This is a genomic window from Gilliamella sp. W8123, from assembly GCF_016101085.1.
GTDB lineage: Bacteria > Pseudomonadota > Gammaproteobacteria > Enterobacterales > Orbaceae > Gilliamella > Gilliamella apis.
In genome coordinates this window covers 222,811-238,398 of record NZ_JACFRE010000001.1, presented here as the reverse complement: position 1 = coordinate 238,398, position 15,588 = coordinate 222,811, and the positions used below count along the sequence as shown (strand labels likewise).

The 15,588-nt window shown below is 33.4% G+C and carries 9 protein-coding genes; 6 read left to right on the top strand and 3 right to left on the bottom strand.

Translation table 11 applies throughout. The annotated features are described in order from the left end of the window. The first annotated feature begins 58 nt into the window (after positions 1 to 58). The 4 genes from H3T56_RS01070 (at position 59) to H3T56_RS01055 (ending at position 5,896) form a co-directional block, all read left to right on the top strand. On the top strand, positions 59 to 823 hold the full coding sequence (locus H3T56_RS01070) for an ABC transporter ATP-binding protein (protein ID WP_086320574.1): 765 nt from the start codon (positions 59 to 61) through the stop codon (positions 821 to 823). Next, entirely contained in the window at positions 820 to 1,728 is a 909-nt protein-coding gene (locus tag H3T56_RS01065) for an iron-siderophore ABC transporter substrate-binding protein (RefSeq protein ID WP_198191807.1), read from the top strand. The genes H3T56_RS01070 and H3T56_RS01065 overlap by 4 nt, the downstream gene beginning before the upstream one ends. Positions 1,729 to 1,732: 4 nt before the next feature. Further along, complete coding sequence (gene fhuB, locus H3T56_RS01060) at positions 1,733 to 3,706, top strand: Fe(3+)-hydroxamate ABC transporter permease FhuB (protein WP_198191806.1); 1,974 nt, start codon at positions 1,733 to 1,735, stop codon at positions 3,704 to 3,706. 153 nt (positions 3,707 to 3,859) lie between these two features. Continuing rightward, a complete protein-coding gene (locus H3T56_RS01055) occupies positions 3,860 to 5,896 on the top strand; it encodes a TonB-dependent siderophore receptor (protein WP_198191805.1) in 2,037 nt (678 codons plus the stop codon). Between the two features lie 144 nt (positions 5,897 to 6,040). On the opposite strand, the gene H3T56_RS01050 is transcribed toward H3T56_RS01055, so the two are convergent. Further along, a complete protein-coding gene (locus tag H3T56_RS01050; RefSeq protein WP_198191804.1) occupies positions 6,041 to 6,634 on the bottom strand; it encodes a hypothetical protein in 594 nt (197 codons plus the stop codon). A gap of 348 nt (positions 6,635 to 6,982) precedes the next feature. On the opposite strand from H3T56_RS01050, the gene H3T56_RS11710 reads away from it, so the two are divergent. Both H3T56_RS11710 and H3T56_RS01040 read left to right on the top strand, forming a co-directional pair. Next, entirely contained in the window at positions 6,983 to 8,338 is a 1,356-nt protein-coding gene (locus H3T56_RS11710; protein WP_198191803.1) for an SWIM zinc finger family protein, read from the top strand. Beyond that, positions 8,328 to 11,645, top strand: a complete 3,318-nt coding sequence (locus H3T56_RS01040) for a FimB/Mfa2 family fimbrial subunit (RefSeq protein ID WP_198191802.1) — start codon at positions 8,328 to 8,330, stop codon at positions 11,643 to 11,645. The genes H3T56_RS11710 and H3T56_RS01040 overlap by 11 nt, the downstream gene beginning before the upstream one ends. A 753-nt stretch (positions 11,646 to 12,398) precedes the next feature. Here H3T56_RS01040 and H3T56_RS01035 read toward each other — a convergent pair. Both H3T56_RS01035 and H3T56_RS01030 read right to left on the bottom strand, forming a co-directional pair. Next, positions 12,399 to 13,217, bottom strand: coding sequence for a helix-turn-helix domain-containing protein (locus tag H3T56_RS01035; protein WP_034902177.1), 819 nt, complete (start codon positions 13,215 to 13,217; stop codon positions 12,399 to 12,401). 834 nt (positions 13,218 to 14,051) lie between these two features. Further along, positions 14,052 to 15,581 carry a DHA2 family efflux MFS transporter permease subunit gene (locus H3T56_RS01030; protein WP_198191801.1) on the bottom strand — a complete coding sequence of 510 codons (1,530 nt, stop codon included), beginning with the start codon at positions 15,579 to 15,581 and terminating at the stop codon, positions 14,052 to 14,054. Positions 15,582 to 15,588 lie beyond the last annotated feature (7 nt).

Below are 15,588 nucleotides of genomic sequence, written 5' to 3'. Positions count from 1 at the left end.
ATCAGAATAGGTAGATAGGATAACTTTAAAGTGTAATTAGATGGATAATTAAATTAGTATGCTTATTGCTCAAGATATTGAATACCAAATTCAAGATACCCTTGTTGTTAATCATGTAACGACTCAATTTCAACCTGGGCTTGTCTATGGTATTGTTGGTCATAACGGCTCTGGCAAATCGACATTTATTAAATTATTAGCCAAGCAAATTGCCGCAACATCTGGTGTTATCACATTAGATGAAAAAGAACTCACTCACTATTCACATAAACAGCTTGCGAGAATACTAAGTTATTTACCTCAATATTTGCCTACTGACATTAATTTGCCGGTTAAAGAACTGGTTAAATTAGGGCGATTTGCATGGCATGGCATAATTGAACGTTATACGGAAAAAGATTTTAAAATTGTTGATCAAGCATTAATACAAACAAATACTGCACATCTTAAAGAACGTTTTTTGAGCTCATTGTCAGGAGGAGAACGTCAACGAGTTTGGTTATCCATGTGTTTAGCACAGCAAAGTCAATATCTTTTACTTGATGAACCTCTTTCAGCGTTAGATATTAATTATCAAATTGAAGTAATGAAATTACTTCAACAGCTGGCCAAAAAGAATCAAATAACGACTATTATTGTGCTTCATGATATTAATTTGGCTAGTGAGTTTTGTGACCAGTTATTAGCTTTTAAACAAGGTCAATTAATTTATGATTTACCGACAAAACAGATGATTACGCCATCGATTTTACGGGAAATTTATGGTGTTCATTTTGAGATCATTGATCATCCTACTCGAAGTCATAAGGTTGCTTTAGCATGAAGTTCAAAATAACCTTAATTAGCTTTGTTATTGTAAGCTCTATTTTATGGATAATACATTTACCTGATAGTAATCAGGATTATGCACAATTTGATAACCCAACTAGAATTATCACTACGGATTGGACTATTGCAGAAACATTATTAGCTCTACAAGCACCTTTAGTGGGAGTAGGTGATACAAAAGAGTATGCCACGTGGGTAGGTGAACCTGTCTTAAATGATAATATTGTTGATTTAGGATTAAGATCACAACCTAATTTAGAAGTAATTGCTAATTTAAAACCCACTCTATTGATAAATTCAACTTGGACACAAAATCTGATCCCCAAAAATATTATTCCGATAAAGTTAGCTGCAATTGATTTTTACACAAATGAAGGTACAAGTTGGTCGCACATCGTACAAACAACAGAAAAATTAGCGCAACTAGTCAACAAAACCAATCAGGCTCAGATATTGATAAGCCAGACCGAAAAACAGTTTATCGATAATATCCAACGCTTAAAGACAATACCAAAGCAGTCCTATGCAGTTGTGCAATTTATTGACTCTCATCAATTACGTATCTATGGCGCCAATAGTTTATACGGTGTGGTATTAACTAAATTGAATTTAGATAATGCATGGCAACATTCGACAAATGCATGGGGATTTAGTCAAATTAGTTTAATCGACTTAACGACATTACCCAAAAATACGAGTCTTATTATTGTTAAACCTTATCCAGCTAATGTTAATCAGCAATTAGAAAAAAATTCATTATGGCAAAAGTTGCCATTTAGTCAGCAGGGAAATTATTATATTTTACCCTCCGTGTGGGGATTTGGAGCGTTACCTTCAATGCAACGGTTTAGTTCTTCATTAACCAACGCTTTAACTAAGCAAACAGTGAATACATGGTGATTGTATGTCGGCATTGAAGAAAATCATCTTAATTAATTTATCTCTTTTTTTACTTGCTATGATAGCAATCGTTTGGATTATTGTGCATGAGTTACATCAGCCTTTTTTGCAAGTTGATTTAATTCAAGTAAGTGTATTAAAACGTATAATTCTTGTCGATAACTGGTTACCTCGCTTTACTATGGCTTTATTGGTTGGTGGGGCATTAGGTATTAGTACCATCACTCTACAGCAAGTTACTTATAATCCCTTAGCCTCTGATTCAACGTTAGCTGTAAGTAGCGGTGCTTATATTGCCCTACTGGGCACTCATCTATTTATACCATCATTATTACTTTGGTTAAGTAGTGCAATGATTGCATTCTTTGGTGGACTCGCCAGTTTGCTGCTTGTGTTTATGATGTCTTATCGTAATCAATTTTTACCAATCAGGATGCTACTGTCAGGTTTGATATTAAATTTATATTTGGGAGCATTAGCCACAGCATTAGTTATATTCCATCCTGAAGCGGCTAAAAACATTTTTGCTTGGCAAGCTGGCTCATTAATTCAAGATAGTTGGCATGATGTCAAACAGATAGTTATTGTCTCTTTGATTGCATTTGCCATCTTGATTTTATTATTGCGCTCATTTGAAGTTATGCAATTAGGTGAAACTCAAGCAAAAAGCTTAGGTGTACCGGTAGTGGTGATCCGTGTTGTCTGTATTTTGTTTGTCGCTTATTTATGTGCTACAACACTAAGTTTAGTTGGGATGATTGGATTTATCGGCTTAGCCGCAGTTACCATGATTAATCAATTGCAGTTAACCAAAGCCTGGCATAAGCTTCTCTTTTCATATACAACAGCAGGATTAATTTTATTATTAACAGATTGTCTTTTAGTTATTATCCAGTTCTATTGTTCGTTTTATTTGCCTGTCGGCACAGTCAGTGCATTTATTGGAACACCTTTATTGCTTTATTTAATTTTCAAAGCGTTACCTACAACAATTAGTATATCAAATAATAACTCTTTAACTCGATGTGATTTATTAACGCCCATAAAAACAAGGGGACACTGGATATTAGCGATATTAATAATCTTAATATTATTATGGTCTAGTTTAACAATCAGTAATACACAATACGGTTTTATATCGACTGGTTGGAATCATTCTCTTTTAAACATTAAATTACCAAGAATTATCACTGCCATTTCGGCTGGAATCATGTTAAGCATGTGTGGTTTTTTACTGCAATGCATGACCCATAATTCTCTGGCTAGCCCTGATTTGTTAGGTATTAGCTCAGGTGCAGCTATTGCTATTATTGTCACAGTTATGGCGATGGGGTATGACATCATGCCATTTTGGTTGCCGGGATTATTGGGTGCTCTACTGACCTTTTTATTTATTATTGCAATTAATATTAAAAATAAATTCCAACCAGAAAAAGTGATTTTAACGGGGATAGCTTTTGCAGCTTTTTTAACGGCTCTGATTCAATTATTTTTAGTTACTGGCGATCCGCGTATTCAATATTTATTAATATGGTTATCGGGATCAACATACAGTAGTGGGCTACTAAGTAGTGTGGTGATATTTTTAGTAGCATTATTCATTTTATTTATCTTATTGATATTTTCACGACCAATAAGCTTGTTGGAATTGCCAGAAAATATGAGCAATGCATTAGGTATGAATAGCAATATTGCTCGTTTTTTATTAATTGTCGTTTCGACCATTTTAATTACTTTAGCCACATTACAAATTGGACCACTTAGTTTCATTGGTCTACTTGCGCCATTAATGACTCGGATTATTGGTTTTCATTTCATCCGTAACCAATTACTCATGTCATCGCTAATTGGAAGCATATTAATGATCGCTGCTGATTGGTTAGGTCGTAATATTATGTTTCCTTATGAAATTCCGACAGGAGTTATGGCGTCACTGATTGGTGGGTCTTGCTTTATCTATCTAATAAGGCGTTCTTGATAATGTCGGCTTTTTTGCAAACTTTTAAACCATATAGTCATACTATTTTTGCTATTAGTCATGATAACAATATTTTGAGCATGCTGATGGCATTATTGAGGAGTTCAATGATCAATTTCACGAGCTCAGTTCATAACCAAAAAGGAGAAAACTATGAGTTATTCAACTCATTTTAAACCTAAAAAACGCATTTTAGTTTGTTCTATATTATCTGTTTTACCTATCATCGCATATGCTGAAACAACTGATACAATGGAAGTTGTTGGTTCAATGGCCAAAACAGGCACGGTCAAATTTTATGATACTCAATCGACAGATTCTATTGATGAAAAGCAGATTAAAGATAAAGACTATAAAAAAGTCGACGAAGCACTATCTTATACTTCTGGCGTATTAAATAGTTCATATGGTCATGATGGCCGCACAAATTGGTTAAAAATTAGAGGATTAGATGTTTCATTTACTTTAGACGGTATGCCTCAATTTACTTATAGTTATTTTGGTTCAACACCTGAAATTTTCGGACTGGAAAAAATAGAAGTATTAAAGGGCGCAAGTTCTCAACTATATGGTTCATCTAAACCTGGCGGTACCGTCAATATGATATCCAAACGTCCCAAAAAGGCTCCAGCTGGTGAAGTTAATGTGTTTTATGGAACACATGCACAAGTAGGAATAAATGGAGATTATAGTGGTATATTAACTGATGATGTACGATATCGATTAGTGGGTGCCTATCGAGATGAAAATGGACAACAAACCAAAACTGGATTAAAGCATTATTATTTTGCACCGAGTTTAACATGGGACATAAATGAACTAACTTCTTTAACTTTATTATCAAGTTTCCAACGTGATTTTGGCATTCCTGAAAATGGATTTTTCCCTGCTTATGGCACGCTATTTCATTCTAAATATGGGAAAGTGGCAAGGGATACTTATTACGGTGATAAAGATTTTGATAATTTTAATCGTAAATCAGAAACGGTTGGTTATGAATTTAGACATCAATTCAATAATGGACTTGTTTTTACGCAAAACTATAAATATGCTCATCAAGATTTAGATTTATCAGGTGTTTATGGTATGGATTTCACACCAACAGTTGATGGAAAAAATTATTCACGTTTTGCATATTCTCAAATAGGTATTAACAATACTCATACAATTGATAATCGCCTTTCTAAAGATTTTGAATATGGAAATTGGCGAGACACATTATTAATTGGAATTGATTATTTAAATACTAATATGAGTGGAAATAATTTTAGTGGCAGCGCTAGTACAGTGAATCGTTTTAAACCAAGATTAACTCATTCAAATATTACAGGTAGTTATTCGCCTTTTAAATTAAAAGCACAAGAATTAGGTGCATATGTACAAAATCAACTGACTTTTGATAATAAACTTATTTTCAATCAAGGTATCCGTCATAGCAAAATAAAAAATGATGGATACTGGAGTGGTTCTGATTTTAATCGTGATTATAACCATAATGCCTATAATGCTGGTTTAATGTATATTTTCGATAACAATATTGCACCTTATATAAATTATTCAGAATCATTTTTGCCAGTGTATGGCTATGATAGTGTCAACAAAACAATGTATCGACCTTATGAAGCAAAACAGTGGGAAGTAGGGGGTAAGTATGAGCCTGATTGGTTAAATGGTACATTTACTCTGGCCTATTTTGATATTAAATCTCAGAATTCATTTGTTTCTAATGGTACAGGGCAAGCATCACAAACATTAGAAGCACGCAGTAAAGGTGTAGAGTTACAAATAAAGGCTGATATTACTAAAAGTATAGATATGGATTTTGCTTATACTTATACTCATGCTAAAACAGATCAAACAGCTTCATTGACAACACGTAGTTCATTAATTCCAAAACATTCTGCTTCAGCTTGGGTAAATTATAAATTTGATGGTCAGCTTGATGGATTAACTGTTGGATCAGGGCTTCGTTATATTGGTAAAACTGTTGATGAATTCTATTATCCAAATGAAAGTGTACCTAGTTATACTTTATGGGATGCAATGGTTAAATATCAGTTTAATAAATCATGGTCAGTACAAGTTAATGCAACTAATTTAACCGACAAAAAATATGTATCAGGTTGTAGTTATTGGTGTTATTACGGTGCGGAACGCAGTGTGGTAGGAACGCTTAACTATAAATGGTAGTTATCAACTATAAACTAACAAAATGCAAACAATTGTTTGCATTTTTTATACTATTTAAAAAAATATCATTAAAATAAAACAGTTAGAAAATTCATCTTTGTTGGTTTACATTTGAACAATTTAAAATGAAATTATCTTTCTATATTATGGTTTGACTTTTGGTCCATAGCCCCAATCTAGAATGTATGGTTTATAATTAATATCTTGTTCATTATACTTTATAGAAGAGTCCATACCTTCCTCTTCATCTTCCTCTGACGGAATTTTACCAACAAAATCATTCAAATCACCTACTTTAGGTATTGTAGCAAATTCTTCAATAGTGACTAATTTATCATTTTTGACGTAAGTGATCTTCCAAATGTAATTTGTAGGATCTTCACCATGATAGAAAGTATCAGCAAATTTTTCTACCGGGATTAATAATGTAGGTAATTCACCACATAGATCAGTTTCGTCGACACAAAACTCAACTAAAACTACACGATAAATATTGTTACCGACGATATATCTCGCAACCGCTTCTCTGGAATAATCGTTTTTATCAGAATAATTATTAACAATAAATACAAAGCGACCATCATCAATATCTGCTGAGTAAGTTAAATATTCTATTCCATCATTTAAAACTTCCTTCTGTTTTTTAAATATGGATATGTTTTCAGTAGTTGGGTTGGCAAATAATGGGGCTGCAAACAACAAAGATAATATAGTGATTTTTTTTAATAGTTCTTTCATGTGTTCTATTCCTATATTTTTATATGCAACAAATAATCTAAGTATGCATTTCAGTAAAGATTGTTGTTTATTGTATTTTAATTTTGTTATTGTACAAATATTTGGCGTTCAATATTGCCAATAAAATTGGTAGATAAGAGTTAAAAACAGATATTTTTCATAAAAACTCTAATATAAATAATCTTCTAATAAATAGATGCTAAAAGCAATGTTTCCCTTTAAAAAAACTCACTTTTTTGTTGGTTTTTGATAAACTAATTATCAATAAACTATATAATCTTAAAAGATATCATATGTAGCATTGGTTCTATTTTAGTATTTGTTTAAATTTTTTATTTAGGAAAAACCGTGCGAGCTTTTTTTCAGCAATCAAATTTTACTGATGGAGCACTAGCTTTAGCGCTTTCGCCTGCTTTGACGCCAACAGGTATTGTTCATCATCCGGTATTTTTTTCTGGTTTTTCGCTTTACCCGCAAATTATTGCAAGAGGCTTGCTTGTATTAGCAGACATTACTTCTACGAACTATTGCCAGTATAAGCCTGAGTTTCAAAAAGATCCGGTACTTTCAGCGCAAGGTGATCGTGTAAGAGCAGAGTGTTTTTCTGCCTGTAATGGGGTATATGCACGTTTAGATTTATTAAGAGAAGGCCTTGATGGAGAGATTTATCGAGGTACTACTAATGTTGATATTGGTATTGGTTTAAGACAAGCGCTTGCTAAGGTTAATAGTAAAGATAGACTTCATTTAAATATAGGTGATCAAGGGTTAGCAACACGGCATATAGAGGATAAAGGCAATCATCTCAATGGGTTAGATAAAATCATTTTACAACGGCCTGTTCAAATGCCTAATCGGTGGATAAGAGCTTTAGGCAATATCGCTGAAATTCATAAAAACATGAAGCCAGTTTTCACAATAAAAGGACCTCAAGCACAAATGTTTGTGAGTACTCTACCTAATATAACGAGTAAAAATCAATCTGGTTGGCTTGTATTATCGCGTTCAGGTATTAAATTAATGTCTAGAAGCGATACGCATAGTGTTTATATATCTGGCTTGCATCGTCTCAATGCACTTAAGCGACTAATAACTAATATTAAAAGTTTAACCTTTTACTGTTTGCAAAATAACGAGCAGGGGCCATGCATGATTGAAGTAAGCCTTTTGGGTGCTCGTTTAACACTCAGCTTAACAGCTGAAACATGGCAAGGATATTCTGGTGAAGGAGCATTGTTAACATCTTTAGTTTCATCAGCAGAACAAAAAGATTCAAAAATAGTGAATGATCTTTTACAGTTTGATGCGCTTATTAATAAAGAACAATTGTCAAATGCTTCAGCATTAGAGGCTTATCGCATTGAGCGCGCACTTGCTTATCTTGCCGTTTGTGGAAAACTTGGGTTTGATGCATACGAAGGTTCTTATTTTCATCGCGAGTTACCAGAAGATCCGAACCGAGTTTTAAAAGATAATCCACGGCTTATTGGTGCACATAAATTAGTTGATCAGGTCGAAAAAATAGATGAGATAACATGGATGGTCAATTCTACAGATGATAATTATCGTGTGTCTATTCCTACAAATCAATTGGATTGTAATCCACAATGTACATGTACTTGGTATCTTAAAAATCAACAGAAAAAAGGCCCCTGTAAGCACGTTTTAGCTGTACAAATCAAGGAAGGTATTTATGAACTCTAAGCTTGAAGAAGCCGTCGCTATTTTTAACTCTTTGCGATGGGAAAAAGTAACTATAGATACCATATTACAGCAACCACTAGGCACAAAAGAACAACAAAAAATAGCGCTGAATGGTCTAAAAAATGGAGACTGGGAGCGTCTTATTAAAAGAGAGGCAAACAGCGATTACAGCAATGAAGGATATATTGAATGCAATCTCAAACATATCACATTGTATGCCATTAGGATTGGCGTTTCTATCACCCGTGCTCTAGAGTTTGCTTATTTTGCTGATAGGCCCTTATTACTGCCTATTATTAAGGATAAAGGTGAAAAATATGCGACTAACTTTATCAGCAAAGCTTGCGTATCCAGAAGAAGAGTATTTGAACACTCTTCAAGTGTATTTGGTGATATTGCCGTTCAACTTGTTGATCAGTTAAATTTAGCTATTCCTGAAAGCTACGAATATATGAAAGATTGGGCTGTTTATGCTGCTTTGTCTATGGGATTACCTGCTGAAGACTATTCTAGAGCAGTATCGACTCAAGAGTTACCAACACAAGAACAAATAAAACGCAGATTTTCTGAGCATATTAAAATAGGGATTGCCGTCAATGTACCTGCAACTGGACCATTCTTTTCTGTATTTATCGAAGGTGTTAAACAAGGTTGGCTCTCAAAACACGATGCAATAGAGTTTATCTTTTTTGCGTTAGATATTGCCATTCGACCTGGGGATAGAAAGGTTTGGGTTAGTGCAATAGAGGGGTTAGGGATAAGTACTACAACGTTATGTGAAAGAACAGCTGTTTTGATTCCTTTACTTGCCAAAGGTGAATCAGATGTAATTGCAAAAATTGCGCCTATATTGATAAAAAATGTTGATGATGAACTTTTAAATGAGGTAATGATAGCTTCATTCTCAGCAAAGGTTAAATCAACAAAACAGTTAGTTTTAAAAACAGCAATGACAAGAAAAGGTCCTAGTAATATAGAGCAACTCACACCATGGCTGGCGATATGGTGTGACGATAAAGATAAATCTATTGCAAAGCTAGCTCGTCAATTGGCTAACCATTGGCAACTCAATTATGCACGAATTGAAGAAAGTCATACACAGGACATTAAACATCTTTGGCAAAAAACACCATCTTTGTGGGCATGCCCTCAATTTGATTGGGGGAAAGTTACACCTCAAGCACTAACAGAGCTTGCCAGTGAACTGGTTAATCGAAGAGAGTTTGTTTGTGATACTGTTGCTGAAAGATTTTTAGCTGTTGCAAATAAGATCGCTTATAACGATCCTCAATCGGCTCGAACAAGTTTGGCGGGGGTGAAACCAACATCTGTTGATGTACTACTTAATTTGATTGCTTGTTGGGTGAAAGGAATCGAACCTGAAGGCTATTGGGGAGCAAATCAGAAAGATATGGTACATGAAGTATTGCATGCTCGTAATTATGTAGTGTGCAAAAATTTAGATCAATTGCCTTGTATTTTATCAACTCCTAGTAAAAGTGATCTTTCAATTACAGTAGATGATCTTTGTAGGCGACTAAAAAAATATCAGAAAAATAAAATTTATGCACTTGAAGCGGATATATTTTTAGCTTTAACTCGTTTGGATACCAAAACACAAAGTAGTAAAAATTTAAACTTATTAAAAACGTTAAAGGTTGATGTCATTTTACAATCAGGTAAAAAAATTCCTGTTAACGCTGGTGACATGGTTTTAGCTTATCTTGATTGCCCAGTAAAAGAAGTTTTATTAGATTATAATGAGGAATATTTTTGGGATATAAAAATTCCAACCACTCCATCATTACAATACTTTCCTAAAAGGTTTGATTCTTTAGGTGATTTGACTACTAGTGCATTTTCTGTGTTTCCGCTCTGGGGTGATGCTGCTATACGACTGAGTGTTTCTTGTTTCAATGAAACGGAACATGTCAAGGGTCTCATTTTTAGGCAAATTGCTAAGCGGCAAATACCGTTAACTGCTGGCGCTGCAATGAATTTTCTTGCAGCACAGCGTTCAGCATCACCCCGTGCTATAGCTGATATAGCCTTAGCCGTGAATGAGGCATGGGAAAGAGGTTTACTTATACCAGGAATTGCTGATGTTTTCTTGCTAGATTGGGCAAATAGAACCCCTTCTAAATTAGTGAGCTTAGTTGCAACGCTGTCAAATATTGCTCAGCAAGGGCTTTTATCCGTTGTATGGCCAATTTTAGATGAATTAATTTTAGCGTCTTTAAAAGCGCCGAGATTACTAGTGGGAACTGATGAAATTGTAAATGCTATGGCAGAATTTTTACCCGAAGTTCAGTTTGCAGTTACCAATGGACTTGCGTCGCCAAACCAACTGGATCTTTTAGGTTTGAGAGCTTTAGCTGAAAAAACAGGTAGTTCACGGGCAATCAGTGTAGCAAAATATATTATTACCCAATTACCAGACATTAAGTCTGTTAAATCAAAAAAATCTAATGAAGTTAATATAACTGATTTTGATAAAATTTGGCCTAAAAAAGAAAGAAACATTCCGGTACTTGATGATGGCGCTATTATCTCAATTGATTTATTTGAGCAAAGCAAATCTAATTCCGCTTTCATTTTTACATTGAAACTACCAGATATTAATGACCATGTTTTTCATATAGTAAAAACAAATTGGTTTTTTGATTTAGAAATAGAAGGGCAATGTCAAGCATATCCCGCCCCCATAGAACACCCTAAATTTACAACAGATAGCCAAGAAAGTGTTTATTTGCATTGGGATAATGATAAAAAGGCCTTACTGGTTAGCAAATATCGGAATTGGCTAAGCAATGAAGATGAACCATTATCTAGTACAGAAATACCGGCATTATCGAATACTTTATTGATGGTTGTTATTGGACTTCTCGCTCAAGATGGCGAGGGTGCCTATTTTGCTGAAAACTATGTTTTAACGAATCGCATTGATGAAGAAACTGTTCGTAGAGCAATTTTACTATTTTTAAAAACTCCCATTGTAAGTCCTGCAAAACTTATTAGGTCATTAGAAAAAGAAATTAAATTTTTACCATTACTTTGGCCTATTTTAATTGAATGTGTTGGTTTTGTTGGTAATCTAATTAGTCGAGGGGAAAAAATACCAGTCTGGACAAATCGTATTTTAGATATATCGTTACAGTATGCCGCTTATTTGAAAGAAGCTGCATTGCGTGGTTACATCAAAGATGCTAAATGGGAAGGTCTGCACGAAATAGCTTCATCAAAATTAAAGTCAACAGCAGTTGCGAAAGCAAAACAGTTACAAGAAGCTTTGAATATTAACCTTTAATCAAAGACTGTTACAGTACTATTAAATCTAAATTTATTTAGGTTATTGCTAGTGTATTATCAATTTTAATGCCTAGGTAGGATGTTATACTTTTGTAGTAGTATGTCTATTTAGGTAATAGTTTTAGTTAAAATGAGCCTTAAGCATAGCTAATTCCTTTATCCATAATCATCCAAACGAGAGTGCTTTATTAATCCCCAAATATTAATTTGATGGTATACACTCCTCAATTATTTTTACAAATAAATGATGAAGTGATACTACAGTAAAGAAAGATAACTAACACTACAATAAAAATGACTTATCCTGAAATCAGTTATTTCTTTACCAAAAAATTCCAGATAGAATACTTGCAATTATATATTTTTTATATAGTTATATTCTCGGTTCAACGTATATTGATTAAATTTAATTTTTTATCATAATAACGATGTGTATGAGGAATAGGTGTTCCTCTAGTTTTGTACTCAATATGAAAATGTAACATACTATCTTCAATATTTATCAAGTGTATTTTTTCCATATTCGGATGCATTGTTAATTGTTTACATAATGCTTCAAAAGAGCAATTAGTCATTTTATCTAATCTGCAAAGTATTAACTCAGTCTTAATTCATCAAGGTATAAGTGCTTGCGAACGCTTGATACAACTCAATGGTATTGCGATTAATCAAATACAATCTTTGGTCAATATTTCTGAAACGAAGAATCTTATATTCAGTTAGTAGTATATAAACGATAATACAGTGTATTTTAGGTATGTAATGCCTGAAATACGCTGTACAAACAGTAATGTTTTCCGCATATAGTGTCTTTATTATCAATTATTAAAGCTCGTTTGAGTTGTGATGGTCTCAGCCCCAAACTAGATAAACATGTTCTACTAAAATGAGCCGAATCAGAAAATCCCATATCATTGGCTAATTTTGTCAGCGTTGTATGGGAGTCGAGTGTATCAATTACATCCTGCAATCTTTTCCACAATAGGTAACCCCTGAAATTAATACCCAACTCAGAACGAAAAAGATGAAGAAAGCGACTTTCAGAAAGGTGTATTTTTTCGGCGATTTCCCTCGATGAAATTTGCTTTATGGGTAATGATGAAATAATAGAGATTGCTTTATTAATGCGGTTATCTTGATCACATGAACAATTAGGATCTGACTCACATAATAACTTATAGACGTGATAAAGCTCAAATGGTTGGCTTATAGTAACAGACTTCATAAAATAACTGGCAATTTTTAATGCTTCTTCTTTAGTAAGAAAATAAACAGGATTAGTTTCAGTAAAATGCGATAATAAGTGATAATAGGGATCTTCTGGGTCAATAAGCAAATTAATACAACAGACATCTGGTGCGCGCAGTTTATGGGGAACATTTGATTGAATAATAAAACCAAACACCTCTTTTTTTTCATCTGGTGTTTCTAGCTCAAAAGACATATTGTGCAATGATATTGTCAATTGAAGAGAAGGGTGACGATGCCAATCCGTCGTGATATTGTTTATGAAAAGCAATGTAGATAAATTTTGTCGGTGCACTTTAACTAACAAATCATTGTCTAACATGATATTTTATCCTTGCTAAATAAACATCCTTGTCATTAAAAACAGTAACATAAACCATATTTAAAGACTATATATACGTAATTCGATTAACTAAAACTAACTAAAGGATAACACACATCATATATAAAGTTAATCAAGAACAATACAAACGTATTTTTGGCTATTTTAAACCTATCACCAAGAACTTTATTATAGGATCGCAAAATATTTCGCAATCTTTTAGCCATTTTCAGTAGATAATTTTAATATTAATAATTTTGATGATTTACCATTAAAATTAAAAAAAGATATTCAATACATTCCAGTAAGGAGAAAAATAGAGTTCTTAGCTGGTAGAGTGTGTTCTGCTATGGCATTAGAAAACTTATTGCGTGAGGGAGAATATTACTGGAGACTAAAAAAGTTCCAACGAAACCGTTTTATGGCCTAAAACATAGCTGGTTCAATATCTCACTCTAATAATTTTGTAACTGCGGTTACAATAAAACACTCAAATGAGGTTCAAAGCATAGGAGTTGATATAGAAAAAATAATGTCCACTCAAAAAGCAATTGATTTAAGTCAAACGATCCTAAAATGCTCTATTCCCAGTGACATGATAATGGACATAACACATTACATTACTTTAGTATTTTCAGCACAAGAGAGTTTATATAAGGCGTTTAGCTCAACTGGTATTACACTTTCATATGAAAATATTTTTTGCATAGGTATAAACAAAGAAAAAAACATGTACATTACATGTAGGTAATCCGATCAATAAAGTTTTTGAAGTTCATTTTTATTTTTCAAAATATCATAATCTTGTTATGACTTACGTACTTATCTAACCAACTATTTTTCTATTTCATTCTTTGATGTAATGGTTGATTTTGCAAACCAAACAACTATGATTAATAGTATAAAAATAATTCCATATAGCCAAAAAATTTCGTTGGTTGCGATTACCAGCCCCTGATTAGTAATATTTTGTGCTAGTTTTGCCGAAGCTTGAGTTTCAGAAAAACCTTGCAACTGAAACTGCTGATATGTGTATTCTAGCGTTTGTATATTTTGATTCATTAGATCAGTTAGTTGGTTGTGATGAATTGCTTCACGATGTTCCCATAATGAATTTGTTAAAGAAGTACCAATGGAAGTAGATAATGTTCTAAAAAAATTAAATAAACTTCCTGCTGCCGCTAACTTGTGAGCAGGTATATCAGTTAAAATTATTATATTCAAAGGCATAACAAAGCAAGCTATCGCAAATCCTTGAAAGAATTGGGGCCATGCAGAACTCGAAAAATTCATATTAGGCTCAAACGAGTAAGCTCTCCAAAAAAAGCACAAAGCAAAAACAATGAAACCAAAAGTCACAAGCTTCCTCATATCTAAATAAGGAACCAAACGGCCGACTATTGGAGCAAGAACGATAGGAACTAAACCGATGGGAGACAATGCTAATCCTGCCCACGTTGCAGTATAACCAAAAACTCGTTGTAATAGCTGTGGTTGCATAACTAATGTCCCTATATGTAGCAAAAATGCCAAACTTATGCAAATTGTCCCTACTGTAAAATTTCTTGATTTAAATAAAGATAGATCAACAATAGGATGATTCGATGTCATTTCCCAAAGAACAAAAAAAGAAAGTGTTACTAACGCTATCACAGATAAAATAATAATTTCAGATGAGTTAAACCAATCCAGTTCTTTCCCTCTATCTAAAATAAGTTGTAAACTACCAACACCAAATATTAATAAAGCAAGCCCGATAGTATCTATTCGAGATTTACTTATTTCTGTTTCTCGTCCTTTTAATAATATTCTAATACTTATCCATGCTATTAGACCAATTGGCACATTTAGTAAAAAAATCCAGCCCCAAAATAAATTGTCACTTATCCATCCACCCAAAATAGGTCCACAGACGGGAGCAATAATAATAGTCATCGACCATATTGCTAAAGACATATTTTTTTTGGAATCTGGAGAGTTAGCTAATAATAAGCTTTGAGAAAGAGGAATAATTGGTCCAGAAACCGCACCTTGTAGTACTCGTGAAATAATTAACATTTCAAGGCTGTTGGAGACACCACATAACCAAGAAGCAAATACAAACAACAAAATTGAAAACAAAAATAATTTAACTTCCCCAAAGTACTTAGCTAGCCATCCAGATAAAGGAATTGAAATGGCATTGGATACGGCAAATGATGTAATTACCCATGTTGCTTGGCTACTTGATGTTCCTAGGTTTCCAGCAATAGTAGAGAGAGCTACATTGGCAATTGTTAAATCTAAAATTTGTAAGAAGGCCACTGTTGCCAATGCAACAATAAGCCCAATTAATTTTGCACCTGATAGATATAATGGTGACATTTTATGA